This window comes from Sphingomonas sp. Root241 (assembly GCF_001428865.1).
Classification (GTDB): domain Bacteria; phylum Pseudomonadota; class Alphaproteobacteria; order Sphingomonadales; family Sphingomonadaceae; genus Sphingomonas.
Map to the genome: position 1 here is coordinate 960,333 of NZ_LMIV01000002.1, position 25,520 is coordinate 985,852.

Annotated in this window: 18 protein-coding genes; 7 read left to right on the forward strand and 11 right to left on the reverse strand. The window is 65.7% G+C overall.

Features of this window, described 5'->3' with window-relative positions; genetic code table 11:
* Positions 1-44: 44 nt before the first annotated feature.
* The 7 genes from ASE13_RS15155 to ASE13_RS15185 form a co-directional block, all read right to left on the reverse strand.
* Entirely contained in the window at positions 45-1,538 is a 1,494-nt protein-coding gene (locus ASE13_RS15155) for a glycoside hydrolase family 28 protein (protein WP_056617536.1), read from the reverse strand.
* The gene (locus ASE13_RS15160; RefSeq protein ID WP_056617539.1) at positions 1,538-2,737 is read right to left on the reverse strand and encodes a rhamnogalacturonan acetylesterase; all 1,200 of its coding nucleotides are present in this window, start codon (positions 2,735-2,737) and stop codon (positions 1,538-1,540) included. Before ASE13_RS15160 ends, ASE13_RS15155 begins: the two co-directional genes overlap by 1 nt.
* A 4-nt stretch (positions 2,738-2,741) precedes the next feature.
* A complete protein-coding gene (locus ASE13_RS15165; protein ID WP_056617542.1) occupies positions 2,742-4,610 on the reverse strand; it encodes a rhamnogalacturonan lyase in 1,869 nt (622 codons plus the stop codon).
* Positions 4,611-4,971: 361 nt separating this feature from the next.
* The gene (locus tag ASE13_RS15170) at positions 4,972-7,971 is read right to left on the reverse strand and encodes a TonB-dependent receptor (protein ID WP_056617968.1); all 3,000 of its coding nucleotides are present in this window, start codon (positions 7,969-7,971) and stop codon (positions 4,972-4,974) included.
* 267 nt (positions 7,972-8,238) lie between these two features.
* The gene (locus ASE13_RS15175; RefSeq protein WP_056617545.1) at positions 8,239-9,027 is read right to left on the reverse strand and encodes a rhamnogalacturonan acetylesterase; all 789 of its coding nucleotides are present in this window, start codon (positions 9,025-9,027) and stop codon (positions 8,239-8,241) included.
* The gene (locus ASE13_RS15180) at positions 9,024-9,788 is read right to left on the reverse strand and encodes an SDR family NAD(P)-dependent oxidoreductase (protein ID WP_056617547.1); all 765 of its coding nucleotides are present in this window, start codon (positions 9,786-9,788) and stop codon (positions 9,024-9,026) included. The genes ASE13_RS15175 and ASE13_RS15180 overlap by 4 nt, the downstream gene beginning before the upstream one ends.
* A 15-nt stretch (positions 9,789-9,803) precedes the next feature.
* Positions 9,804-10,634 carry an IclR family transcriptional regulator gene (locus ASE13_RS15185; RefSeq protein WP_056617550.1) on the reverse strand — a complete coding sequence of 277 codons (831 nt, stop codon included), beginning with the start codon at positions 10,632-10,634 and terminating at the stop codon, positions 9,804-9,806.
* Between the two features lie 205 nt (positions 10,635-10,839).
* On the opposite strand from ASE13_RS15185, the gene rhmD reads away from it, so the two are divergent.
* From rhmD to ASE13_RS15215, 6 genes are all read left to right on the forward strand, one after another.
* Positions 10,840-12,036: an L-rhamnonate dehydratase gene (rhmD, locus tag ASE13_RS15190; RefSeq protein ID WP_056617552.1), complete on the forward strand. Its 1,197-nt coding sequence runs from the start codon at positions 10,840-10,842 to the stop codon at positions 12,034-12,036.
* 16 nt (positions 12,037-12,052) lie between these two features.
* Positions 12,053-12,913 (forward strand): fumarylacetoacetate hydrolase family protein, encoded by an 861-nt coding sequence (locus ASE13_RS15195; protein ID WP_056617555.1) that lies wholly within the window; start codon positions 12,053-12,055, stop codon positions 12,911-12,913.
* A complete protein-coding gene (locus ASE13_RS15200; protein ID WP_414885375.1) occupies positions 12,892-13,659 on the forward strand; it encodes an SDR family NAD(P)-dependent oxidoreductase in 768 nt (255 codons plus the stop codon). Before ASE13_RS15195 ends, ASE13_RS15200 begins: the two co-directional genes overlap by 22 nt.
* Before the next feature lie 105 nt (positions 13,660-13,764).
* The gene (locus ASE13_RS15205) at positions 13,765-14,667 is read left to right on the forward strand and encodes an amidohydrolase family protein (RefSeq protein WP_156404910.1); all 903 of its coding nucleotides are present in this window, start codon (positions 13,765-13,767) and stop codon (positions 14,665-14,667) included.
* 8 nt (positions 14,668-14,675) lie between these two features.
* Positions 14,676-15,917, forward strand: coding sequence for an MFS transporter (locus ASE13_RS15210; RefSeq protein ID WP_056617564.1), 1,242 nt, complete (start codon positions 14,676-14,678; stop codon positions 15,915-15,917).
* Positions 15,918-15,928: 11 nt separating this feature from the next.
* Entirely contained in the window at positions 15,929-16,999 is a 1,071-nt protein-coding gene (locus ASE13_RS15215) for a glycoside hydrolase family 43 protein (RefSeq protein WP_235536998.1), read from the forward strand.
* Between the two features lie 84 nt (positions 17,000-17,083).
* Here the strand turns inward: ASE13_RS15215 and ASE13_RS15220 are convergent, their stop codons facing one another.
* The 4 genes from ASE13_RS15220 to ASE13_RS15235 form a co-directional block, all read right to left on the reverse strand.
* Entirely contained in the window at positions 17,084-18,352 is a 1,269-nt protein-coding gene (locus ASE13_RS15220) for a BNR repeat-containing protein (protein WP_056617567.1), read from the reverse strand.
* Entirely contained in the window at positions 18,352-19,509 is a 1,158-nt protein-coding gene (locus ASE13_RS15225) for a glycoside hydrolase family 105 protein (protein WP_056617570.1), read from the reverse strand. Before ASE13_RS15225 ends, ASE13_RS15220 begins: the two co-directional genes overlap by 1 nt.
* Before the next feature lie 113 nt (positions 19,510-19,622).
* Positions 19,623-22,376: a TonB-dependent receptor gene (locus ASE13_RS15230; RefSeq protein WP_162254703.1), complete on the reverse strand. Its 2,754-nt coding sequence runs from the start codon at positions 22,374-22,376 to the stop codon at positions 19,623-19,625.
* Between the two features lie 254 nt (positions 22,377-22,630).
* Positions 22,631-23,569 carry a Gfo/Idh/MocA family protein gene (locus ASE13_RS15235; protein WP_056617575.1) on the reverse strand — a complete coding sequence of 313 codons (939 nt, stop codon included), beginning with the start codon at positions 23,567-23,569 and terminating at the stop codon, positions 22,631-22,633.
* Positions 23,570-23,704: 135 nt separating this feature from the next.
* Between ASE13_RS15235 and ASE13_RS15240 the strand changes: the two genes are divergently transcribed.
* Positions 23,705-25,510: an IlvD/Edd family dehydratase gene (locus ASE13_RS15240; protein WP_056617578.1), complete on the forward strand. Its 1,806-nt coding sequence runs from the start codon at positions 23,705-23,707 to the stop codon at positions 25,508-25,510.
* Positions 25,511-25,520 lie beyond the last annotated feature (10 nt).

Consider the following 25,520-nt stretch of genomic DNA (forward strand, 5'->3'; position numbering starts at 1 on the left):
GGGATTATAACGCAGTATTTGGATAGTCGACTGCGGGCGCGGCGTCAAACCTCGCCGGGCCAATATTGCGCATCCTCGACGCGGGCGACCTGCGCATCGTCGAGCAGCACCGGCGGGCGCGGATCATTGCCGTCGCGGTTGAGGCGCAGCCCCTTCACTTCGAGCCCGGTGACGTGGCGCGCCCAGAAACCCCAGGCCGGGGTAGGGCCGAACATGCTCGGCTCGGGATAGGCATCGGCGAGCTCGAGCGGGCTCGCCGGCACCGGCTCGGAAGTGCCGCCCCGGAAGGAGAGGTCGATGTCGCGCAGCTGTACGCATTCGATCGGATGATCGGGCAGCCCGGCAAGGATCGCCGCGAAGCGCGGATCGATGCCCGTCGCCTTCAGTCCGCGCACTTCGATGTTGCGCATCGCGCCGGTTGTCGTGCCCTCGGGCCCGCGCAGCCGGGCGCCGAGGCGGAGGAACAAAGGCGCGGTCGTCACCTCGGCCATCTCGATATTCTCGGCGAGCACGTCTTCGATGACGCCCCCGTCGACAGTCTCGAAGGCGAGCCCACGGCTGCGCTCGAAGCGGCAATTGGCGATGCGGATGCGGCGGAAGTCGCCGTTGCTCTCGGTGCCCAGTTTGATCCGCCCGGTCACCCGGTCACGGTCGGGCGACAATTCCTGGGTGCGCTGGCGCGTGCCGTCGAGCATCGTGCCGAGATCGAAGCCGCTGACCTGGCAGTCGCGGATTGCGATGTCCTCGCACGACGAACGCCTGCCGAGCCCGAGGCTGGTCTTGAGCACGATCGCATCGTCATTGGGCGTGTTGACCCGGCAGCGCTCGACACGGGCGTTGCGGACGCAATCGAGGTCGAGACCGTCGCGGTTGGTGTCGATGTCGAGGTTCGTAATGTCGAGACCGTCGATCTCGCTCGCCAGCAGCGCGAAATGCCCGCCCTTGAAGATGCTGAAGCCGTCGAGCTTGACGCGCTTGCAATGCGCCAGCGCGATCGCCTTGTTGCCCATGCCCTGCATCGCGGCGCGATTGCGTTCGAGCTTGCCGATATCGGCGGCGGGCATCGCCGCCATCGAGAGGGGGCGTTCGCCGGCTTGGCGGCTCCACGGCGTGCCGGGGCCGTTGCGAGTGAGGCCGGCTCCGTTAATCCGGCCCTTGCCGATGATCGCGATATCCTCGGCATGCTCGGCCCAGATCAGGCTGTTGTGCCAGTGGCTGTGCCCGAAATCCTGATAGAGCTGGGGGCCGCGTTCCTCGGGCAGGTCATAGGCGCCGAGCTGTCCCTTTTCGGCGGCGACCAACGTGGCACCATCCTCGATCACCAGCGTGACACGGTTTTTCAGGCGGAGCGAGAAGCTGAGATATCTGCCCGGCGGCAGGATCACCATCCCGCCGCCCGCCGCCTCGGCGGCCAGGATCGCGGCGTTGATCGCGGGGGAGTCGAGCGCGATGCCGTCGCCCCGCGCGCCGTGATCGCGGACGTCGAATGTGGCGCCGGTGCGCACTATTTTCGCCGGGGTGACGGAAACGGGCGTCATCAGCTCCCCGCCGGCCTCACGTTGCTCTCGGCCAGGCTCGGGGCGATCGCGCCTTCGGTGAGATCGGGGTTTGCCGTGTCGAAGCTGCGCGCCGCGGGCTTCAGGTGGGTTGCCAGCTCGGGCACCTGCGCGGCGATCTCGGCGGCGACCGCGCGGGCGAGGAACCATGCGCCGGGATTATTGTGGTGTGTCCGGTCCTTGCCACCATCGTTGAACAGGGTTGCCGCCTTCGCCTCGCCCAGCGCTTCGTAGAGCGTGACGGTGCGTTCCTGCAGGTCGAGCAGCGGCACCTTCTCCTCGCGCGCCACCTTGCGTGCCGCCGCGCCATATTCGGCGAGCGTGCGACGTACTTTCCCGTTTTCATAGTTCCGCCGCTCGGGCGAAGTCACCAGCACCGGATGCGCGCCGCGGCGGCGCGCCTCGGCGATATAGGTGCGCAGCCAGGCGGGGTAGGTGATCGCCGGGTCGGCATAGGTTTGCGGCCAATTGGCCTTCTGGTCGTTATGCCCGAACTGGATCAGCAGCCAGTCGCCCGGCTTGATCAGCGACAGCAATTTGTCGAAGCGCAATTCGGTGACGAACGATTTCAGCGTCTCGCCCGATTCCGCATGATTGGCGATCGCGACATCGGGTCCGAACAGTGCGGGCAGCATCTGCCCCCAGCTCGCCGCGGGCTCCGAACGCTGGTCGGTCACCGTCGAATCGCCGGCGAGGAATACCGTCGGCACCGTGGCCGGCTCGATGTCGATCGAGGCGACGCGCGGATCGCCGAGGAATTCGAGGGTGAGCTTGTCGTCCCAGGTGTAGCTGCCCGCCTCGCGGCTCTTGAGCTTGACCTGGCTTCCGCCGGGCGCGTTCGCGGGCGGCGGGGCGAGCTGGGCATTGCGGACGTTCACGATGAAGCTGGCAGTGACGTACTGGCCGGGCTTCGTAATGATGTCGCGCAGCATCAGCCGGCGCGATTCGGCCTTCACCGTCACGCGCCCGCCGAGCCGCACCGTCACGCGGTAATTGCCCTCGGGCACCGCGGCGGAGAACAGGAACTCCTTGCCGCGGCGCTGCGCCTCGTAGCCGAAGCCGCCTTTCTCGTATGGCTTGTCCGTCGCCACCGCGATGTGGCCGGTGGCGCGCTTGGGCGGCTCGAGATCGAAACGGAGCGGGGCCTGGGTCATTGCCATCTGGAGCGCGATCAGCAGCATCGCCTTACTTCGCGCCGAGGAAGTAGGACGTGTGCGGAGGCTGGTTGTACGCGGTGTTCTGCCATGCCACACCCAGGCGATAGACCGGATCGTGCATCAGCGTCACGATGCGTTCGCTGGTGGGGATCGGCGTTTCGTAGATGCGCAGTTCGGTGCTGTCCGCGCTCGGCACCACCAGCTCCTCGCGCCAGTCGCCGAGGATGTCGGCCGAGAGCGACGGGTTCGCCTTGGTGCCATTGTTTGAGACCACGCCCGGCGGATCGAGCAGCAATTGCTCGCTCGATGTGTTCCAGTCCCATTTGGTGATCTTCTTGCCGTCGAGCAGCTCGCGCAGGCGATCGCCGTCCCACCAGATGCCGAAATTGGCCGCGCGGGGATGCCCGCCGGGAATGACATTCCCCTTCACGTCGTAGAGCTCGCGCGAATTGCTCGCCCACGCCTCGGCGCCGGGGTGGCGCGGGTCGATGTCGATCGCGATGCCGCGGCCGGTATCCTTGTCGGCGGGAGTCGACCAGAGGATCGCGCCGGTGCGTGCGTCGAGCATCGCCGCGCCGCGGTTGCCGCTCATCCGCATGGTCTCGTGGACGCCGAACTTCTCGAGCCCGGGATGCGTCGGGTCGAGATCGGACAAGTGCATCGCATCGCCGTGCCCCAGCCCCGACGACCATAGCCCCTTGCCGTTGTCGTCTATCACCATCGATCCGTAGAAGACCTCGTCGCGGCCGTCGCCGTCGACATCGGCGACCGAGAGCTGGTGGTTGCCCTGGCCGCCGAACTTCTCGTTGCCCGGCGTCGCGCTGTCGAACAGCCAGCGCATGCCGAGCTTGCCGTTCCGGTAATCCCAGGCGGCGATCGTCGAGCGGGCATAATAACCGCGCCCGAAGACGAGGCTCGGCCGGTGCCCGTCGAGATAGGCGACGCCCGCGAGATAGCGCTCGGAGCGATTGCCGTACCCGTCGCCCCAGGTCGCCTTCATCTGGTCGTAGGTCGGGTTGTCGCCGCTCGGATCGCGCGCCGGGGCGTAAGGCGCGGAGGCGAGCGCGCGGCCGGTGAGCCCATCGAACACGGTGAGATATTCGGGCCCCTTGAGGATGCGGCCCTTGAGCTCGGAGACCTTCTTGCCGTCGGGCAGAACCTTGGCGCCGGTGCGGTCGTCGATGTCGACTTCGCCCTCGCGGCTGGTCCAGCTGGCGTGGGGGTCGCCGAGCGTCCGGTTGGTACCGTCGACAGTACCGTCGGCGGTCTTCATCGCGATCTCGGCCTTGCCGTCGCCGTCGAGGTCATAGACCATGAACTGGGTGTAATGCGCGCCCGAACGGATGTTGGGCCCGAGATTGATCCGCCACAGCTTCTTGCCTTCAAGCGTATAGGCGTCGATCAGCGTCGCCCCGGTATGGCCCGAAAAGGCATTGTCCTTGGCGATCGATGGATACCATTTGACGATCAGCTCGTACCGCCCGTCGCCGTCGAGATCGCCGACCGAGGCATCGTTGGCCGTGTAGCTATATGTCTCGCCGTCAGGGGTGCGGCCGTCGGCGGGCTTGTCGAGTGGGATCGGCAGATAGCCGTTCGCCCAGACGGTTGTGCCGGCGTCGCGCGCGGCGAGCGCATAATGCGAGGCGGCGGTGCCGCTCCTGTCGAGATAGCTCGTCGCCTGCTGGCCGCTCACTCGCGCGATCACCTTGCCGTCGCGATACAGCGTGAAGCGCGCGCCTTTGGCGTCGGTCGCGAGCAGCCGCCACGAGACATGGTTGCCACCGCCCGCCGCCGGGACAGCGACCAGTCCGCGATCGAGCCGCTCGACCTGCCGCCCCGCGAAGATCGGCGCCGCTTGCGCAGGAACTGCGGACGCAATGATGAGTGCCACCAGCATGAAACCTCTCCCCGATTTGTTTTGCGGCGAAGCTGCTCCGGGTGGCGAGCGGAGTCAATCGATTCCCAACTAATGGCACGATGATTTACATTTCGGGATTATGTCCATACGCAAAGCGGGCCGCGATCCCCCGATCGCGGCCCGCTTCTTCGGTGATGAAAGGAAGCGGACCATCGCGCACGACGCTTCAGCAAACTGCCTCCCCTCCCTGCAAGGGAGGGGCAGGGGGTGGGTGCGAGCGCAGCGAGCCCATCGAGCAGCTCGGAAAAGAAGGAAAGACCGGGCATCGAGCCCGGCCTTTCCTTACCCACCCCCTAGCCCCTCCCTAAAAGGGAGGGGAGGAGTTGAATGTCGATTCGCCTCAGAACTGGAAGTTCACGCCGAAGTTGAACGTCCGTCCGATCCGGGTCTGGAACAGCGTGTCCTTGCGCTGGCTGTCGATATAGAGGTTGTTGCGCTCGTCGGTGAGGTTCTGCGCCTCCAGGATCACTTTGATGTTGTCGGTGATCGCATAGGAGGCCGATGCGTCGACGAACAGGTTCGGCGAATTGCCCTGCAGATCGCTGCCTGCCGAGGCGGGAATGCCGCGGATGTAGCGATCGCGATAGCTGGCCGTCCCGCGGATGCTGAACTTGCTGTCCTCGTAGAAGAGCGTGCCGCTGGCGGTGTTCTTCGAAAGGCCGATCAGGTCCGCGGTGGTGGTCACCGTCGGCACGCCGTTCACGCTCGCCAGCACGTACTGGATCGTTGAGGTGACATGCGTGTAGTTCGCCAGCACGCCGAAATTACCGAGGAAGCCCGGCAGGAAGTCGAGCTGGACCTGCGCATTGACTTCGAAACCCTCGAGCGGACCGCCCGGCGTGTTCACCGGCTGGCCGATCGTGAAGATCTCGGTCGGCGCAGTATTGGTGCCGGTGAGCAGCTCCACCGGGAGCCCCAGTTGGTTGAACGGGATCTGGCTGGTGACGCGCTGGACGAAGCTTTTGATGTCCTTCTTGAAATAGGCGACCGACAACAGCGAACCCGGCTTGAAATACCATTCGAGCGCGGCATCAAAGGTGTCGGCGCGGATGGGATCGAGGAACGGATTGTTGATGTTACCCGTACGCGTGGTGGCGGTGATGCCGCTGGTCGGTGCGAGCTGGCCGAGCTCCGGACGCGCCATGACCTTCGCGGCCGACAGACGCAGGATCAGATTTTCCACCGGTTCGATCGCGACGTTGCCCGAGGGCAGCCAATCGTCATAGCCGCGCAGCACCTGGCCATATTGGCCGCGCAGATTGGTGGGCGTGGACCCCGCCGGGGCCGACACCGAGATATAACCTGCCGCGAGCATGTCGGTGCGGACATAACGCACGCCGATGTCGCCGCGGATCTTCACCGGGAGCTGGTCCTCGGTGTTGAACGTGGTCATCACATAGGCGCTCTTGACCTCCTCGCGGATCCGCGAGGCGCCGGCGCCGCATTCGGTGCGGCAGAAGCGTACCGAATCGAAGTCGAACACGCCGTCCCATTTGTCGGGATCGATCGCGGCCCAGCTCGCCGGCGCGCCGCGGCCGAACAGCTCGTCGAGCCCGCTGATCTGGCGCGTGATGCTGGCAAGCGACGTCCCCGCGGGCAGCGGCCGGACGATCGTGTCGGCGGTGTACGGGCTGGAGTTGTACGCATTATAATCGCTGCGACGGAACTGCGCGCCGATCTTGAGCTTGAGGCCCTGGTCGATGTCCCAGTCGGTGTTCACCTCGGCGGTGAGGTTGTCGGTCTGGTTCTTCGACGGCTTGCCCTGGAAGCTGAACCCGCCCAGCACCGTCCCGTCGGCGAGGGCCGGCGCATAGGTGAAGTTCGCCGGATTGGCGACGTCGAAGCCGAAGCCGATGATCGGAGTCGCCTCGCCGTCGCGGAAATCGACCGAGAAATTATCGGTGTCGATCGCGTCCATGAAGGTCTGGAAGCGCTTCGGCCCCCACCAGACCGACTGGTTGATCCCGAACAGCGCCGTCATCTCGAAGCTGTCGGAAAAGCGGTGACGGAAGTTCAGATTGCCCTGCTTGAAGTCCGAAATCCAGTGATCGACCAGCCCTTCCGAACGGACGTCGACGCCATCGAACAGGCCGTAGACCAGCGATCCCTTGTCATCGAACTGGATGTCGCGCACCGACACCATCGGCTGGCCGTTGTTGGTGACGCTGCGTCCGAACGACAGGCCGAGGATGTAATTGTCGCGCCGCTCGACCTCGTAACGCGAATAGAGCGCGTCGACGCTGATGTCGGTATCGTCATCGGGGGAGAACTGCAGCGTCAGCGTGCCGCCGATGCGCTTGGTGTCCTGCTCCGAATTCACGTAGCGGGGCAGGCGGGGCAGGAAGGCGCCGCTGCCCGGCGTGTTGGGTGCGTCGGCGCGACGCAGGCCTGCGACGGTATTGTAGGCGGCAAGCGTGCTGGTGCGCGGGTTGCCCGTGCTGCACAGCGTTGCCGTCGCGCCCTTGGTGCCGACCGCGGGGCTGAGCGGCGTATAGCCGATCGGCGTGCAAAAGGGCTGGAGCGCGGCCGGGCCGTTGCCGTCCGGGTCGAGGCCGTTGGTGTTGGACGCGAGGATGTCGACCGCCGAATAGCCGACCTCGCGGATGTGGCGCTTCTGATAGGCGACCGAGGCGAGCACGCCGAAGGTGCCGTCGGCGAACTGCTTCGAGACGAGCAGCGAGGCGCGCGGATCGACCTTCTTGCTGATCGTGTTGTAGACGCCGCGCACAGTCGCCGAGAGGGTGAAGTCCTTCTTGAAGTCGAGCGGCTTGGGTGCCTTGAGGTCGACGGTCGCGCCGAGAGAGCCCTCTTCGACGTCCGCGGACGTGGTCTTGCGCACCGACAGCGCCGAGAAGATCTCGGTCGGGAAGACGTTGAAGTCGAAGCTGCGGCCCGAATTGCCGGCGCCGTAAATGTCGGAAGAACCGGTCTGCGCGGTACCTTCCATGCCGTTGATGCGCACGCGGGTGAAGCCGGCGCCGAGGCCGCGGACCGAGATGTTGCGGCCTTCGCCGCCGTCGCCACGCGACAGCGCGACGCCGGGGACGCGCTGCATCGATTCGGCGAGGTTCGAATCCGGGAACTTGCCGATGTCCTCGGCGACGATGGAGTCGACCGCGGCGGTCTCCTCACGCTTCTGGTTGAGCGCAGTGTTGAGCGAGGCGCGGAAGCCCTGGACGACGATCTCGCCTTCGTCGGTCGTCTCCGGAGTCTGCTGCGCTGCAGGGGCGGCGGCGGGCGCGTCCTGCGCCACTGCTACCGGTGTCCACGCCAGCGCCACGGTCAGCGCCACGCCCGAAATCCCGGCGCCGCGAGCGCGCGAATATGCTGAAAGCTTCATGCTCTTCCCCTCCTCTTGTCCTGCCTGACCGCCGCGCTTTGCGCTGACGAGTCTCATTTGTTGTTCTTATTTCCCAATATATATGACGTAACGAAAACGTCTCGCCAATCCCCCTTTTGGGATTAGTCCCTGCGCTGTGGGCTTTTGGTCACACTCCAGACACAGGTCGCCGCAGCCGATGCTGTGCGAGATGTCCACCGGTGTCAATAATCGGCGACGGGCATGCTGCCGGGGTGCGGCAGGATGTGCGGCGCTCGGCTATTTATCTCAGTGGCAGGCGAAGTTGCCCAGCGGCTTGGTGCGGGTGAGGTCGGGGCGTTCGGGGAGCACTTTTTCGGCCACGGGTATCTTCAGGCCCTTGAGCTCCTGCGCGACCAGATTGGCCATCGCCCGGGCGCCGAGTTCGCTGAAATGCGTGTCGTCGGCGATGCCGTTCGGGAAGGCGGAGAGTTTGTCGGCGGGCGTGTAATGGAGGTAATATTTCTTCGATCCCGCCTCGCCCGCGCTGCTGACGAAATCGAGCGAGCGCGCCTCGAGGTCGATCAGCGGCGTGTTGGTGGTGACCACCAGCTCGCGCTCCACCTGCGAGTAGGCGGCGAAATCGGCCTTGGCGCGGGCGCCGTCGAACGAGCGGCGGGCAGGAGGCGTGACCAGCACGGGGATCAAGCCGCGGCCGCGCGATTCCCAGATCATGCGGAGGAGGTTGTCGCGATAGAGCGTTGCGGCGGGCGCATAGCGCTCGGGGCGCGAAACGCTCGCGTCATTGTGGCCGAACTGGATCAGCACGACGTCCCCGGGCTTGGATTCGGCGAGCAGCGCGTCCCATTTTCCTTCGGAAATGAAGGTGCGGGTACTACGCCCGCCGACGGCACGGTTGATCACCTCGACATCGGGCTGGAGGCCGCATTTGAGCATCATGCCCCAGCCGGTCTGCGGATATTTGTCCGCACCATAGTTCGCGGCGGTCGAATCGCTCGCGATCAGGATGCGTTGCTGGGCCTGGGCGGGGAGGGCCATGGCGAGCAGTGCCGCGCCGGCGGCGAGCAGCATCCTCATTGCAGGTTCACGAACGCGCCGCCGTCGACCAGCAAGGCCGCGCCGGTGACATAGGCCGCCATGTCGGAGGCGAGGAATATGATCGGGCCGGCGAGATCCTCGGCCTGGCCCAACCGGCCGAGCGGGATGCGCCCTTCCATGTACTTGCGCTTCTCCTCGTCGGCGAGGTCGTCCTTGTTGATCTCGGTGAGGATCGTGCCCGGCAACACCGAATTGCAGCGGATATTATGCTTGCCGAGCGCGATCGCAGTCGACTGCATCAGCGAATGGAGCCCCGCCTTGGTCGGCGTGTAGTGCGTCTGATATTCGCCGCCGACCAAGGCCGAGATCGACGAGACCGCGATCAGCGCGCCGCCATGGCCCTGCCGCACCATCTGGTTCGCTGCCGCCTGGCACATGAAATAGCCGCCGAGCAGATTGACCTGCATCGTGCGCTGGACCGTCTCGACCGGCATGTCGAGGAAGGAGTGGAAGGGGCAGATGCCGGCGTTGGAGACCATCACGTCGATCTTGCCGAAGGCCTCGACCGCTTTCGCCACGAACTCGGTCGCGGTCTCGGGCGCGGCGACGTCGCCCTTCACGGCCAGCCCGCGCTGGCCGGCGGTCTCGATCTCGGCAACGCAGGCCGCGGCGTCGTCGTCGCGGCTGTGATAATTGATCACCACGTCCGCGCCGGCCTTCGCCGCGCCCACCGCGGCGGCACGGCCGATGCCCGTCGATGCGCCCGTGACGAGCACGGTCTTGCCTTCCAACAACTTCACTAGCCTCTCCTGATGCTATCTTCGTGCGCGGCGCGGCGGGCGCACATCGGGGCTCCAGCCCAGATCGGTGCTGATCTTCTGCGCGGTCTCGCGGACCTCGGAGCTCAGTGCCGCCATCCGCTCGTCGTCCATATATTGCGCGGCGCTCGATACGCTGATCGCCGCGACGATCTTGCCGGAAACGTCGCGCACCGGGGCGGCGACGCAGCGGATCTGGTCCTCATTCTCCTCGAGGTCGTAGGCGTGGCCGGCCTCGGCATAGCCGCGCATCCGCTCGAACCAAAGTTCGCGGTTCGCACGCGGCGCGCCATGCGCCTGGTCGGCCTCGAACAGCCGCGTCCATTCGGCTTCGCTGCCGTCGACGAGCAATGCCTTGCCGAGCCCGGTCGACGTGAGCGGCTGGCGATCGCCGATCCGGCTCGAAATCTCGACGCGGCGGCGGCCCGGGATCTTGTCGAGATAGAGCGCGAGGTCGCCGTCCATCCGCCCGAGATGCACCGTGTCCTCGGAAGCCGCAGCGAGCTCTTCCATCCGCGGGCGGGCGATCTGGACGATGTCGGCCTGGCTCTGCGCGAGAAAGCCGAGCTGAATCAGTTTGGGGCCGAGCTGATAGCCGTCGCGCGGCAGATAGGTGAGGAAGCCGCGATCGATCAGCGCATTGGCGAGACGGTGCGTGGTCGAGCGGGTGAGCCCCATCCGCGCCGACAGCTCGGCGAGTTTGATCGGGCCGTCGATCACCTTGTCGAGCATGTCGAGCCCACGGATCAGCGTCTGGCTGCCCTGTACCTTGGGGCCCGCTTTCTTCTCGGTCGTTTCCGATTCAGCGTTTGACGTGTCGCGTCTCATCTCGTAACATCCTATCCCATAAAGTGAGAAAGTAAAGCATCAGGAGGGGTGCGAAGCGGCGGAGCATTTCGGCACCCGCCAGACCCATTCAGTCAGGCATAGCGGCGCGACGTATCACATGATGGTATGTGTTGTCCGCAGTTTTTCACATTATCAGGCGACGTGCCCAGATGTGGTACGTTTGCCGCAAAAGGGATCAGAAGACGTGGCGGCAGCCGGCCTTTCGAAGATCAAGCACGTCCGCGCGTTCACCGTCCGCGGCGGCGGTGCCGATTATCACGATCAGGGCGAAGGCCATTGGATCGATGACCACATCGCCACGCCGATGGCGCGCTATCCCGAATATCGCCAGTCGCGCCAGAGCTTCGGGATCAATGTGCTCGGCACGCTGATCGTCGAAATCGAAGCCGAGGACGGTACGATCGGCTTCGCGGTGACCACCGGCGGCGAGCCTGCCGCCTTCATCGTCGAGAAGCATCTCGCGCGCTTCCTCGAGGGCCGCAGCCCGACCGAATATGAGAAGATCTGGGACCAGATGTACTTCTCGACGCAATATTACGGCCGCAAGGGGCTGGTGGTGAACGCCATCTCGGGAGTCGACCTCGCGCTCTGGGACTTGCTCGGCAAGCTGCGCGGCGAGCCGGTCTATCAGATGCTCGGCGGCGCGGTGCGCGACGAGCTACAATTCTACGCGACCGGCGCGCGGCCCGATGTGGCCAAGGAACTCGGCTTCATCGGCGGCAAGCTGCCGCTGCATCATGGCCCCGCCGAAGGGCTGGAAGGCCTTCACAAGAACATCGCCGAGCTCGCCGAGATGCGAGCCCGTGTCGGCGACGATTTCTGGCTGATGCTCGATTGCTGGATGAGCCTCGATCTCGATTACGCCACGCGGCTCGCGCACCGGGCGTACGAGGAGTGCGGGCTCAAATGGATCGAGGAGGCGCTGAGCCCCGACGATTACTGGGCTTATGCCGCATTGAAGAAGAACGCCCCCAAGGGCCTGCTCGTCACCACCGGCGAACACGAGGCGACCCGCTGGGGCTTCCGCATGCTGATGGACATGGAATGCTGCGACATCATACAGCCCGATGTGGGCTGGTGCGGCGGCGTCACCGAATTGATCAAGATCGCCGCTTATGCCGACAGCAAGGGCGTGCTGATGATCCCGCACGGCTCGTCGGTGTACAGTTACCACTTCGTGATCACCCGGCATAACAGCCCGTTCGCCGAGTTCCTGATGATGCATCCCGGGCCGACCGAAGTCGTGCCCATGTTCCACCCGCAATTGATCGGCGAGCCGGTGCCCGTGAACGGGCGCCTGCACGTGAGCGCGCTCGACACGCCCGGCTTCGGGGTCGAGCTCAATCGCGATTTGCCGATGCACCGCCCCTACACGCATTGAGAACGAGAGACCCGATATGAAACTCTGCCGTTTTGGACCCGCCGGTAACGAACGCCCCGGCCTGATCGACGCCGAAGGCCGCATCCGCGACCTCTCGAGCCACATCAGCGACATCGGGCCCGATCAGCTTTTGCCCGAGGGCCTTGCCGCGCTCGCCGCGATCGATCCCGCCTCGCTGCCGCTCGCGCCCGAAGGCGTACGCTACGGCCCGCCGGTGTCGGTCACCCGCCAGTTCATCGCGATCGGGTTGAACTATGCCGATCACGCTGCCGAATCGAACCTGCCGATCCCCGAAGAGCCGGTGATCTTCACCAAGGCAGTGAGCTGCATCCAGGGGCCGCACGACATTGTCGTGATCCCTCGCGGATCGGTGAAGAGCGATTGGGAAGTCGAACTCGGCGTGATCATCGGCAAGGGCGGGTCCTATATCGATGAAGCCTCCGCGCTCGATCACGTCGCCGGCTATTGCGTGGTCCACGACCTGTCCGAGCGCGATTACCAGATCAACCGCGGCGGCACGTGGGACAAGGGCAAGGGCTGCCCGACCTATGGCCCGGTCGGTCCGTGGCTGGTCACTTCCGACGAGGTCGGCGATCCGCAGAACCTACGCCTCTGGCTCGACGTCAACGGCGAACGCAAGCAGGACGGCACCACCGCGACGATGATCTTCCCGGTCTCGAAGATCGTCGCCTATGTCAGCGAGTTCATCAAGCTGCTTCCCGGCGACATCATCACCACCGGCACGCCTCCCGGCGTCGGCATGGGCCAGAAACCGGAGGCAATTTACCTCAAGGCCGGCGACAAGGTCGCGCTCGGCATCGAGAAGCTCGGCGAGCAGGCGCAGCAGGTCGTCGCATGGTCGGAGAAGGTCGCTTGACGCTCTATGCCGATCGCTTCGCGGGCCGTACCGCGATCATTACTGGCGGCGCCTCCGGGCTCGGGCGCGCAGTCGCCAAGCGCTTCGTCGCGGAGGGCGGCAAGGTGGCGCTGTGGGATGTCAACGCTGACTGGCTGGCCGCGGCCAAGGCCGAGGTCGGCGCGTCGCATACGGCGCTGGTCGACGTCTCCGACGCGGCGACCGTGGCGAGCGCCGCGGACGAGACCGCCAAGGCGCTCGGCCGGATCGATGTCCTCGTCTGCTCGGCGGGCATCACCGGCGCTACTGCGCCGGTCCACGAATATCCGCTCGACAGCTGGGAGCGGGTGGTCGCGATCAACTTGAACGGGCTGTTCTATTGCTGCCGCGCGGTCGTCCCCCACATGCTGGCGAACGGCTATGGCCGCATCGTCAATGTCGCTTCGGTGGCTGGCAAGGAAGGCAATCCCAACGCCTCGGCCTATTCGGCATCGAAGGCGGGCGTGATCGGCCTCACCAAGTCGCTCGGCAAGGAACTGGCGGGCAAGGGCATCATCGCCAACGCACTGACTCCGGCCACGTTCGAGAGCCCGATCCTCGACCAGCTTCCCGCGAGCCAAGTTGATTACATGCGCTCGAAGATTCCGATGGGCCGCCTCGGCGAAGCCGAGGAAAGCGCTGCGATGATCCTGTTCATGGCGAGCGAGGAGTGCAGCTTCACCACCGCCTCGACTTTCGACACGTCGGGCGGCCGGACGACGTACTAAGCCAATCTCCGTCATCCCGGCGAAAGCCGGGATCTCAGGCGGCAAGCGAACGGCCTGCGGCGCGAGATCCCGGCGTTCGCCGGGATGACGACAAGAGGAGAGGAAATGGCGCGCGATCTGCCCTTCATCGATGCTCATGTGCATCTCTGGGATCTCGACCGCATCGCTTATCCCTGGCTGACGCCGCCGTTCGCCGATGACGGCCCGAACGGCAGCGTTGAGCCGATCGCCAACACCTACCTGCTCGACGATTACCTTGCGGATGTGCAGGGCTGGGACGTCCGCGGCACCGTCCATGTCGATGCCGGCGCCGATGCCTCGGCCGCGCTCGCCGAGACCGAATGGCTTCAGGGTCTCGCCGACGCGCGCGGCATGCCCAATGCGATCATCGCCTTCGCCGCGCTGGACGGTCCGGAAGTCGAGCGCCTGCTCGAAGCACATGCCGCGCACCCCAACGTCCGCGGCATCCGCCATATCGTCAACTGGCACCCGGATCCGCGCCGCACTTATTCGTCCCGCGACGTGACGCAGGACGAGGCTTGGGCGCGCGGCTTCGCGCTGCTCGGCAAATATGGCCTGAGCTTCGACCTTCAGGCCTATCCCGGCCAGTTCCCGGAGCTTGCGGGGCTCATCGCCCGGCACCCCGAAATTCAGGTCATCATCAACCACACCGGCATGGCCGTTCCCGGCGAATGGGAGCAATGGCGCACGGGCATGGCCGCGCTCGCCGCCTTGCCGAATGTCGCGACGAAACTGTCGGGAATGGGCTTCACCCATCGCCCGTGGAGCCTCGAACAGGCGCGGCCCTATATCCTCCAGACGATCGAGCTGTTCGGCACCGATCGCGCGATGTTCGCCAGCGATTTCCCTACCGACAAGCTATTCGGCAGCTTCGCGCAGCATCTCGATGCATATGACGCGATCACCCGGGATTTCAGCGAAGACGAGCGCCGCGCGCTCTGGGGGCGCAACGCCGATCGTATCTATCGGCTCGGGCTGGGCATCTGAGGGGACATATGAGCGATACCCCGGACCATAAGTGGCGCGACACGATCCTCGCGGGGCTCGCCAATTATATCGACGCGGGGTCGATCGTCGCCGGATCGGTGGCGCTGGCGCTGTGGAAGGAAATTTACGGCCTTTCCGATAATTTCATCGGGCTGATCGGCGCATTCAGCGCCAACGCCATATCGGCGGGCGTCGGCGCGCTGATCGGCGGCATCCTGTGCGACAAGTTCGGGCGCAAGAAGATCTACCAGTACGACATGCTGTTCTACGCGTTCGGCATGCTCTTCCTCATCTTCGCCTCGTCGGCGTGGATGATCGTATTGGGCTTCGTGCTCGTCGGCCTCGCAGTGGGCGCGGACATCCCCGCCTCCTGGTCGCTGATCGCGGAGCAGGCGCCCGACGACAAACGCGGTGCGCATTCGGGCGTGGCGCAGATGCTCTGGTATCTCGGCCCTGTCGCGGTGCTCGTCGCCGCTTATTTCCTCCAGCCCTGGGGCATCACCGGCATACGCTGGCTGTTCGCGCATCTCGCGGTGCTGGCGATCGCGCTCACCTTCCTGCGCTCGCGGATGCGGGAATCGCAGCGCTGGGAGGATAGCCAGGCCGCCACTGCCGGCCAGGCGCTCAGCCAGAGCTGGCGCGAACTGTTCAAGCCCGCTTATCTCGGCTCGATGCTGTTCCTCGCCTCGATGTACGGCTTCTGGAACCTGTGGGCCGGCTATAACGGCTTCTTCACACCCTATCTGATCGCCCAGAACAATCTCCCCGCATGGACCGCGACGATGCTGCCGGCGGGCTATTTCCTGATCGGCATGATCTCGATCCTCACCATCTTCATGACGCTGTCGGACAAGGTGAACCAGCGCCTGCTCTTCGGCATCTCGGCGGGGATGCACGTGGTCGGCATGGCGCTGCTCGCGATCTTCGGGTTCAAGCTCGAGATCGTCATCCTCCATGTCGTGATCATGGGGATCGCCGGCGGTTTCGGCGCGCAGAGCTTCTTCCAGCTCTGGTCGGCGGAGCTCTTCCCCACCGCGATCCGCTCGACCGCGCAGGGCGCCACCTTCGCGATCGTCCGCATCGGCCTCGGCATCTGGAGTCTCGCGGTGCCGACGCTCGCCGCTTACGATTTCACCACGCTCGCGTGGATCCTCACCGGCTTCCTGGTGGTGAGCGGCATGGTTGGCCTGATCTGGGCGCCGCGCAACGAAGGCAAGTCGCTCGAAGAGATCGCGGCGGCCCGCGCTTGAGGGGAACGGGAATGCGCATCAAACATCTGTTCGCGGCGCTGGCCGTGCTTGTCGCCACGCCCGCCGCCGCACAGCAAAAGCCCGCGGAGGCACCGCTGCTGCTCCCGCAGATGCAGCTCCACGATCCGTTCATCGTCGCCGACAAGGCCACGAAGACCTATTATCTGTTCACCCGCAACGAGACTGCGATGACCGGCGACCGCCGGCTCGGCACGATGGTCTATTCCAGCAAGGACCTGAAGCACTGGAGCCGCCCGCGCGTCGCGTTCGCGCTGCCCGAGGGGATCTGGGCCAAGGACGGCGCTTGGGCACCCGAAGTCCACGCGTGGAAGGGGAAGTGGTACCTCTTCACCACGTTCCACGACGAAGCCGCGACGCTGCCGCCGACAGGCAACCGCAAACCCTATCGCCGCGGCACGATCCTCGCGGTCGCCGACAAGGTCGATGGGCCGTATCGCGTCGTCCGGAACGGCGAGCCGATCGCGCCGAAAGCGCTGATGACGCTCGACGGCACGCTCCATGTCGATGCGGCCGGCAAGCCATGGCTCGTCTATGCGCATGAATGGCTGCAGACCACGATCGGCACGATCGAAGCGATCCCGCTCGACGACAATCTCGCTGCCATGGGCGAGCCGCGCGTTCTGTTTCGCGCCAATGAAGCGCCGTGGGCCAAGGGCCAGCGCCAGGCGGACGGCGACAATGTCTGGGTGACCGACGGTCCCCAATTCTACCGCACGGGCGCCGGCACGCTGGTGATGCTGTGGTCGAGCTATGGCGAGCGCGGCTACATCCAGGGAATCGCACGCTCGAAATCGGGCAGGCTCGAAGGTCCGTGGGAGCAGCTCGACCCGCTGGTCCGGCGCGACAGCGGCCACGGCATGCTGTTCCGCGCGTTCGATGGCCGGCTGATGATGGTGCTCCACCGGCCGTTCACCTTTGCGCTCGGCAAGCTCTACGAGATGAAGGATGCGGGAGATCGGGTGGAGGTCGTCCGGGAGGCGACCGAGCTGGACCTCGAAGCCTATCCAACGCACCCCTGCGTGCAGCCACATACGCCGACCGAGCGGAAGGTGGATTGCTGACGGATCAGTGCTCCTGCGAAAGCAGGAGCCCAGGATTACAGGCCGTGTCGCTCGTGGCTCTGGGCTCCTGCTTTCGCAGGAGCACTAGTCGGGTAATATCAGGCGGAGCGTCTGCGCCTCCGGCACGTCCTCGCGCGGCAAATCGCGGTTCGGCGGCAATGTCGCCCAGGCGATCGCCACGCCGGACGCGTCCTCCACGATATTGAGCTGCATTCCCGCCGGCACCGCGATCCGCGATGCCAGCCGATCCGCCAACGTCACGCCCGGCCGCTCGCCTACGCGCGCCAGCGTCTCGCCGTCGAGCAGCAGGTCGATCGGCTTGCCGTCGCGTACTACCGGCACTCGCAGCGTCTTCCCGTCCATTACCGGCGTTCCGACGCGCAGCCGGAAATCGAGCGATCCCATCCCGCCAAAGTCCCAGCGAAACCCCTTCCAGTCGCTCGCCTGCACTACGCGCCAGCTTTTCGCTTCACGCCGCGCGACGAACATCTGGGTGTTTCCTGCCGCATCATATTTGTGAAACGCGATCACCACGCGGCCTGCGCTGTCGAACCCGGGCACAGTGTTGTTGTTAATCATCCCCCCGCGCACCGGCACCGGATCGACCACCTCTGCATCGCCGAACCGGATCGGCAGGGGCAGGGCCGTCCCGTCCGAGCGCTCCCAGTGCGCCAGATCGCGGCTGCGCGCATAAGAGAGGTCGTGATTGGTCGCGGCATCGGGCGTGTCGCGCCAGACCCATATCGCATGAAACCAGCCGTCCGGCCCGAGCACCGGTCCGACGAAATAGGCGCTGCTCTTGCCTTCGCCATCGACCAGCGGCGCGTCGGTGAGCCGCTTCCAGCCGCCGCGGTACAGCATATTGTAGATTTCGCGCCCGCGCCCGCTGCCGCCGTCGCGATATTTGAAGATCAGCCGCCCGCCCGCGTCCTTCAGGAAAGCGGGGTAGGTCATGCTCCGCTCGGCGGCGGCGTCGACCATCGTTGGAGTCCGCGCGAGCGTCCGCACGTCGCCGGGAACCGAGGTCCGGAAATAGACCAGGGGATCGTTGTGCATGTTCGCCGCGACGTGGAGCTGCCCGGCCGCATCCACCGCCATCGCGATGCGGTTATGGCTGTCCCACCCGACCCAGCTCGGCAGCTTCGTGTAGGTCCACCACGACGAACCGCGCGGCCGGCTGGCCACGCCCAGCTGCCGGGCAGCGTCGTAATAGCCGACATAGATGCGGTCCGCGGTCACCACGAGCGCGAACGGCACTTCGTGCCCCGCCCAGACCCGGTCGACTGCCTCGATCTTCTGCGCCGCCGCTGGCGCCGCCCAGATCAGCGCGAGCGGTGCCAGCAGCCTGAGCATCAATCGAACCTGAGGTCCGCGACCGCGGTCGCCGCGAGCAGAAAGGCGCCGACGCCATAATATTGCGTATCCGTCGCCAGCACCTGCTCGGGCCGGTCGCTGACCTGCTGCACCCAGCCGAGCCGCCCGTCGGGCTGGATCGCGCGGGTCAGTGCCGCCCAGCCCTTGCGGATCGCCGGCTCATATTCCGCGCGCGGCAGCAGGCCCGCCTTCACGCCCCAGGCGAGGCCGTAGGTGAAGAAGCCCGTACCGCTCGACTCCGGCGGCGAATCCTCGGGTGCGAGGAGGGAAGGCGCCCAATAGCCGTCGGGCTTCTGCACCGCCTTCAGCTTGCCCGCCATCTCGACGAACAGGGCTTCCAGCTTCTTCCGGTCGGGATCGCCTTTGGGCAGTTTCGGGATCATCAGCGCCAGCCCTGCGACCACCCAGCCGTTGCCGCGCGCCCAGAACATCTTGCGCCCCCTGGCGTCGCGGCGCTCGAAGAAGCGGCTGTCGCGATAGAAGAGCTGCTCGACGGGATCGTAGAGGAAGTTGGTCGTCGCCCAGATCTCGCGGATGGCATAGTCGCGGTAGCGCCGGTCGCCGGTCTGCTTCGAGAGCTCGAGCATCGCGGGCGGCGCCATGAACAGCGCGTCGCACCAGCACCAGCGCGTCAGGCATTCGGTGGCGTTGTAGCCGCCCTTTTCGGGGATCACGAAGGCGAGGGTGGTCTTGGGCGGATTGGCGAGGATGAGGTCGAACGCCTTCTTCGTCGGGGCCAGCGCCGCCGCGCCGCCGCCATGCTTCGCGGACCACAGATAGGATTGGGTGATCGCGAGATCGTCGGCATGATAAGGCCGATCGGCGGGCAGCCACTGGTTGGCGGCGCCCATGTCGAGGATCGCCTTGCCGATATCCGCCAGCGCGCCGTGGTCGGCGAGCGCGGTCATCCCCACCCAGAATGCCGCCTGCTCCCAGGCGCGCGGGTTGCGCGTCTCGCCGCCGGCGCGCGCGATGTGGCTGGTGTCGCGCATCCGTTCGAGCTGCCAGCGCGCCAGCTTCGTCGCGCTGTCGATCGCCGCGCGCGGGCTGGCTTCGGCTGAATCGCGGGCAAAAGCGGTGCCCGGCATCGCGCCTCCGGCTGCGGCCAGCAGAAGCAATGCAGTGCGCAGCGACATGGATATCCTCTCCGGTTCTGTTTGGGAGAAGTCATAGCAAAGCCGCGTCGGAAAAGAAGAAGGCCGGAGGACTCGCGTCCCCCGGCCTTCGATCTGCCGTATGGCGGCTTCCATCAGAAGCGGAAGCGCACGCCGAGCGAGTAGCTGCGCTCGAGGTACAGGATCTGCCGCGCGTAGCTGTCGCCGTCGACATTGTACTGGCGATCGCGCTGCAGCGGATTGCCGAGCAGGTTCACGATGTCGAACGCGAGCGTGATGTTCGGGATCGGCGTGATCGAGGTCGAGAAGTCGAGCTGGCCGCGCCCGCGCTCCTTCACTGCGTGCGCAGTCGGATCGAGCGGCTCGAGGCTGTAATAGTTCACGAACTCCGAGCGGTAGTTATAGGCGAGACGCGCCGAGAATTGCGGCTTCTCGTACAATGCGATGAGGTTGTACGCCCATTTCGACACGCCCGGGAACGGCTGCTGCTCGTTGTTGAGCGTCGCTGCGAAGTTGGGCTGAAGATCGCCCTTCGCGTCGATATAGGTGCCGTTCGCCTGAAGGCCGAAACCCTTCATCCATTCGGGCAGCCCGTCGATGTCGAGGAAGCTGGTGAACGTCACTTCCGCGCCTTGCAGTCGGGTCTGGCCAAGGTTTACCGGCCGCGCGATACGCAGGCCGGGCTGGGTGCGATCATCCACCGTCGCGAGGAAGCCCGCGGCGTCGTGCCGGAAGACCGCCGCCGTGATCGAGCCGGTGCGCGAGAAATAATATTCGAGGCTCGCATCGTAATTATCCGAAGTGAGCGGCTTCAGGTCGGGATTGCCGGCCGAACCGCCGCGACGCAGGCGCTCGACGCAGACCGCCGAGCCTGCGTTCGCGGGATCGAGGCAGGTGTCGCCCGGCGCGAGGATCACCGGCTGGCCCAGCGAGGTGTTGGGACGAAGATCGAAGAAGTTCGGCCGGGTGCGCGTCTGGGTGAAGGCGAGACGCAGCTGGAGCTTGTCGGTGAGGCCGACCCGCGCGCTGACGTTCGGCAGATAGTCGGTATATTCGCTCTCGGCGCTGGTTGCCGGGAAAGTGACCGCCCCGCCGGTGGCCTCGACCCGCGAGAAGCCGTCGATATTCAGCTTGGTCTTGACCGCACGCAGGCCGACCACGCCGTCGATGACGGTGCCGCCCAGATCGAAGCCGTATTTGAGCTGCGCATAAGCCGCATAGGACTTCTCGTTCGCGCGGAAATTCTCGGCCGGATTGTAGGGCGGCATGCCTGCGGGGACCCCGAAGAAGGTGCGCAGCTGGGTGATGTTGTCGCGGATGCTGTCGCGCGTGGGGGTGGCGAAGAAGACGTTGGGCTGCACGTTGTTGAACTGGAAGCCGGGCATGGTCGAACGGACATCCAGCCCCGGCAGCGCGGTCAGCGGAATGCGCGCCCCTTCATTGTTGATGTAGAGGTTGCCCAGGTCGCGGCCTGCCTTGCGATTGGTGTAGCGCAGGCCGACGTCGATCCGCTTCAGGAAGCCGAGATCGAGATCGTAGGACAAATCGGTGCGCGCCTGCCAGTCCTTGCCGTTCACCCGCAGCCGTTCCTGCCAGAGGCCGCGGCTGATGTAATTGGCGGGGTCGTTGATGTTGAAATTGAGGAAAGTCTGGGTGGGGCCGCCGTCATGCGCGGCATCGAACACGACGTTGCGCACCGGCGAGCTCGCCATCGCATAGTCGACGTTCATCACGCTCGTCGTGAACTGGCTGTCGGTATAGGCGATGTCGGCCGAGAGCCGCAGCCGGTCCCTGGTCCAGATCAGGCCGCCGCCGCCCTGATAAGTGTCGGTGTGGCCGTTGAACGATCCGGCATAGCCGTCCGGGCGCACGGCGTTGGTGACGGTCATCGACGAGATCTGGTTGGTGCCGGGGATCTTCGAGATGTTCGACAGCGTCATCCCGCCGAAGATCGGGATGAACATCCAGCGGTTGTAATCCTCCGAGCGGAAGCCCTGGAACAGGCCGTCGGCATAGATTTCGAGCTCGGGCGTCGGCTTCCACTGGAACGCGGCATTGACCGACGGGCGCCAGCGCTTGCCATAACCGAGGAAGTTGCCCTGCGCGTCGGGGAAGCGCAGACCCGCATTGCCCGGCGCGTTGACCGCGTCGGTGGTGCCGATCACCAGCGACTGCTCGCGGGTCGAATCGAGGAATTCGATGCCGACATAGGAGGCGTTCACCAGCAGGCCCATCTCGCCGATGCCGGTATCCCAGCGATCGCTGATCAACAGGTTGCCGTTGGGGGCTTCGCGCTGCGCCTGCTCCGAATGCACGTAGTTGAGCGAGCCGGAGAGCTCGAAGCCGTTGAAGTCGAACGGCTTGCGCCCGCGCACGTTGACCGCGCCGGCGATGCCGCCTTCGATCTGGTTGGCGAGGCCCGACTTGTACACTTCCAGCGCCGCGACCGTACCGGCGGGGAAGTCCTGGATCTGGACGTAGCGGCCCTCGGCCGTGAAGATGTCGCGGCCGTTATAGGTGGTGGTCAGGTTAGGCAGCCCCCGGACGGTGACGCCCGCCGATTCACCGCCGCCGCGGGTGACCGCCACGCCGGGAACGCGCTGGAGCGCGGAGGAAGCGAAGGTGTCGGGCAGCTTGCCGATATCCTCGGCGACGATCGCGTCGACGATGCCCTCGGACTCGCGCTTGATCCGCTGCGAGGTCTCGAGGCTGCGGCGAAGACCGGTGACGACGATCGCGTCCTCTTCGGCTTGCTGCACCGAGGCGCTGGCTGCCGCGGCATCGGGCGCACCAGCCGCTGCGTCTTGCGCGGCGGCCGTTGAGTCCGCCTGAGCGAAGGCGGGCGCAGCCCCGGCGAGAATGAAGAACGAAGTCGAAGCTAGAATCATGGATTTCAGGCGCATCGCGCGTACCTCCCCTGGCGAGTTGAGCAGGGCCCTTGGCGGGCCTCTCTGTTCAGCCCGGAGCTATGCAACCGGTTACGGCGGCTGCCAAGCCATTTATCATATCAATAAGACTGGAAATGAAAAATGCTCGACTGGCGTTGCGAAAAGGACACAGTGTGGAAGCGCGACGGCACGCATCCCGAATCCTGGCGTCCGCAGGTGGGCCGGCCCGGTTAATGGGACCGGCCCCGTGGAGTCTAGAATTCGAAAGGCGCGGTGATCCGCCGCTCTGCCATCATGAAGGCATCGGCGACGATCTGGAGCGGGCGCACATCGACATCGCTTTCGCCCGCCGCGAGCAGCTCGGCGAAGCGTGCATAGAGCCTCGGATATTCGCGATCGGGCGCCTTCTGCTCCTCCTCGCCGGGCAGTTGCAGGATGCTGCCGCCCATGCCGAGCCGCAGCGTGCCTGCGTCGGTGTCGATCTCGATGTCCCAGGTTTGCGGCCCGGTCTGGAGGAAGTCGAACACCACCTCGACGCGCGCATCGCCGCTGCGCATCTCGAGTCTGGCGGCGAGCGGGGAGGCGCGCCCCTCGGGCACTTCCATCCACCCCTTGTCGAGGAGCATCGGCTCGGGAAGGATCTTGGTCGCGATCGACAGCGCGTTGATGCCCGGATCGAACACGCCGAAGCCGCCCGCCGCCAGGATCCACTCCTGCCCGGGATGCCAGCGGCGAATGTCTTCCTTCCACGTGATGCGCACCGCGAGGATGCGCTTGCCCTGCAGCCAGGCCTTGGCGGGCTCGACGCCGGCCGCTTCGCGCGAATGCCATGTCGTGTAGAGCACGACGCCTTTCGCGCTGGCGCGGTCGGCGAGCGCCGCGATCTCGGTCAGCGTGGCTGCCGGCGGCTTTTCGAGCATCACGTGCAGCCCCGCATCGATCGCGGCCAGCGCCTGTTCGTAACGCCCGTCCGGCGGGGTGCAGAGCGAAACCGCGTCGAGATCATGCCCGCTCGCGATCATCGTGCCGATGTCGGGATAGCCTGGAACGCCGTCGAGGGTCGCGTGCCGGCTCGCAGTCGCCCTCAGTTCGAACCGGCCATCGGCCGCGAGGGCGGGGAGGTGCTGATCCCGCGCGATCTTGCCGATTCCCACCAGCCCCAGCCGAATCCGCTGCGTCCCGCTTTCCGTCATCCTCGCGACTTCCTTTTATAAGATATATATGCTCTTCCTATTGCCGCGCACTGCCGGTATCAAGCCCGCACGGCGCCGCCGGGGCGAACAAATAGTGGCGCTGGTGTAAAGACAAACTACCCACCGGAGAGGTGAATGAACGACGCGGAAAACGGTTCGAACGGCGGGCGCCCGCCCCTGAGGTCGCGTGCCTGGTTCGACAACCCCGCCAATCCCGACATGACTGCACTTTATGTCGAGCGCTACCTTAATTTCGGCATCAGCCTCGAAGAGATCCAGTCGGGCAGGCCGATCATCGGCATCGCCCAGACCGGCAGCGATCTCGCGCCGTGCAACCGCCACCATCTCGAACTCGCCAAGCGCGTGCGCGAGGGGATTCGCGACGCGGGCGGCATCGCGCTCGAATTCGGCACCCATCCGATCCAGGAGACCGGCAAGCGCCCGACCGCGGGGCTCGATCGCAACCTGCAATATTTGAGCCTCGTCGAATCGATCTACGGCTATCCGATGGACGGCGTCGTCCTGACGATCGGCTGCGACAAGACCACCCCCGCCTGCCTGATGGCCGCCGCAACGGTGAACATCCCCTCGATCGCATTGTCGGTCGGCCCGATGCTCAATGGCTGGTTCAAGGGCGAGCGTACCGGATCGGGCACGATCGTGTGGAAAGCGCGCGAGATGCTCGCCGCGGGCGAGATCGACTATCAGGGCTTCATCAAGCTCGTGGCCTCTTCGGCGCCGTCCACCGGCTGGTGCAACACGATGGGCACCGCGACGACGATGAACTCGCTGTGCGAGGCGCTCGGCATGTCGCTTCCCGGCTCGGCGGCGATCCCCGCGCCGTATCGCGACCGGCAGGAAAATGCCTATCGCACGGGGCTGCAGATCGTCGAGATGGTGCATGCCGATCGCAAGCCTTCGGATGTGCTGACGCGGACTGCCTTCATGAACGCGATCCGCGTCAATTCGGCGATCGGCGGCTCTACCAACGCGCCGATCCACCTCAATGCGATCGCCCGCCACATCGGCGTCGAGTTGAGCCTCGCCGACTGGGAGGAGCATGGCGCGGACGTGCCCCTGGTCGTCAATCTCCAGCCGGCGGGCAAATATCTGGGCGAGGACTTCTACCGCGCCGGCGGCGTGCCCGCGGTGATGGGGCAGTTGCTCCGCGCTGGGCTGATCGACGGCAGCGCGCTCACCGTCAACGGCAAGACTGTCGGCGACAATGTCGGGACTGCCGAGACCGAGGATGCGGATGTCATCTTCCCGCTCGATGCGCCGATGAAGCGCGCGGCGGGACTGACCGTCCTGTCGGGCAATCTGTTCGACAGCGCCGTGATGAAATTGAGCGTGATTTCCGACGAATTCCGCGCGCGCTACCTCTCCAACCCCGACGATCCCGAGGCATTCGAGGGCAAGGCCTTCGTGTTCGACGGGCCCGAGGATTATCACCACCGCATCGACGATCCCTCGCTCGGTATCGACGACAATTCGATCCTGATCATGCGTGGCGCGGGGCCGGTCGGCTATCCGGGCGGCGCCGAGGTCGTGAACATGCGTCCGCCCGTCGCATTGATCCGCGCCGGCGTGCACGCGCTGCCCTGCCTCGGCGACGGCCGCCAGTCGGGCACCAGCGGAAGCCCGTCGATCCTCAACGCCGCGCCCGAGGCCGCGGTCGGGGGCGGACTCGCGCTGGTGCAGACCGGCGACCGCATCCGCATCGATCTGAAGAAACTCCGGGTCGACGTGCTGGTCGACGACGCCGAACTCGCGCGCCGTCGCGAAGCCCTGGGCGTGGATTACGTTCCGGAGAGCCAGACCCCCTGGCAGGAGATCCACCGCAATCTGGTCGGACAATTCGATACTGGCGCGGTGCTCGAGAATGCCGTCAAATACCAGCGCATCGCCCAGACCAGGGGCATTCCGCGCGACAGCCACTGATACGCACCGA

Excerpts from the sequence above, each read along its gene's own strand:
- ASE13_RS15155 (WP_056617536.1), bottom strand. The coding sequence starts at position 1,538 with ATGACGCCCGTTTCCGTCACCCCGGCGAAAATAGTGCGCACCGGCGCC.
- ASE13_RS15160 (WP_056617539.1), bottom strand. The coding sequence starts at position 2,737 with ATGCTGCTGATCGCGCTCCAGATGGCAATGACCCAGGCCCCGCTCCGT.
- ASE13_RS15165 (WP_056617542.1), bottom strand. The coding sequence starts at position 4,610 with ATGCTGGTGGCACTCATCATTGCGTCCGCAGTTCCTGCGCAAGCGGCG.
- ASE13_RS15170 (WP_056617968.1), bottom strand. The coding sequence starts at position 7,971 with ATGAAGCTTTCAGCATATTCGCGCGCTCGCGGCGCCGGGATTTCGGGC.
- ASE13_RS15175 (WP_056617545.1), bottom strand. The coding sequence starts at position 9,027 with ATGAGGATGCTGCTCGCCGCCGGCGCGGCACTGCTCGCCATGGCCCTC.
- ASE13_RS15185 (WP_056617550.1), bottom strand. The coding sequence starts at position 10,634 with ATGAGACGCGACACGTCAAACGCTGAATCGGAAACGACCGAGAAGAAA.
- ASE13_RS15195 (WP_056617555.1), top strand. The coding sequence starts at position 12,053 with ATGAAACTCTGCCGTTTTGGACCCGCCGGTAACGAACGCCCCGGCCTG.
- ASE13_RS15200 (WP_414885375.1), top strand. The coding sequence starts at position 12,892 with ATGGTCGGAGAAGGTCGCTTGACGCTCTATGCCGATCGCTTCGCGGGC.
- ASE13_RS15205 (WP_156404910.1), top strand. The coding sequence starts at position 13,765 with ATGGCGCGCGATCTGCCCTTCATCGATGCTCATGTGCATCTCTGGGAT.
- ASE13_RS15210 (WP_056617564.1), top strand. The coding sequence starts at position 14,676 with ATGAGCGATACCCCGGACCATAAGTGGCGCGACACGATCCTCGCGGGG.
- ASE13_RS15215 (WP_235536998.1), top strand. The coding sequence starts at position 15,929 with ATGCGCATCAAACATCTGTTCGCGGCGCTGGCCGTGCTTGTCGCCACG.
- ASE13_RS15220 (WP_056617567.1), bottom strand. The coding sequence starts at position 18,352 with ATGCTCAGGCTGCTGGCACCGCTCGCGCTGATCTGGGCGGCGCCAGCG.
- ASE13_RS15225 (WP_056617570.1), bottom strand. The coding sequence starts at position 19,509 with ATGTCGCTGCGCACTGCATTGCTTCTGCTGGCCGCAGCCGGAGGCGCG.
- ASE13_RS15230 (WP_162254703.1), bottom strand. The coding sequence starts at position 22,376 with ATGATTCTAGCTTCGACTTCGTTCTTCATTCTCGCCGGGGCTGCGCCC.
- ASE13_RS15235 (WP_056617575.1), bottom strand. The coding sequence starts at position 23,569 with ATGACGGAAAGCGGGACGCAGCGGATTCGGCTGGGGCTGGTGGGAATC.
- ASE13_RS15240 (WP_056617578.1), top strand. The coding sequence starts at position 23,705 with ATGAACGACGCGGAAAACGGTTCGAACGGCGGGCGCCCGCCCCTGAGG.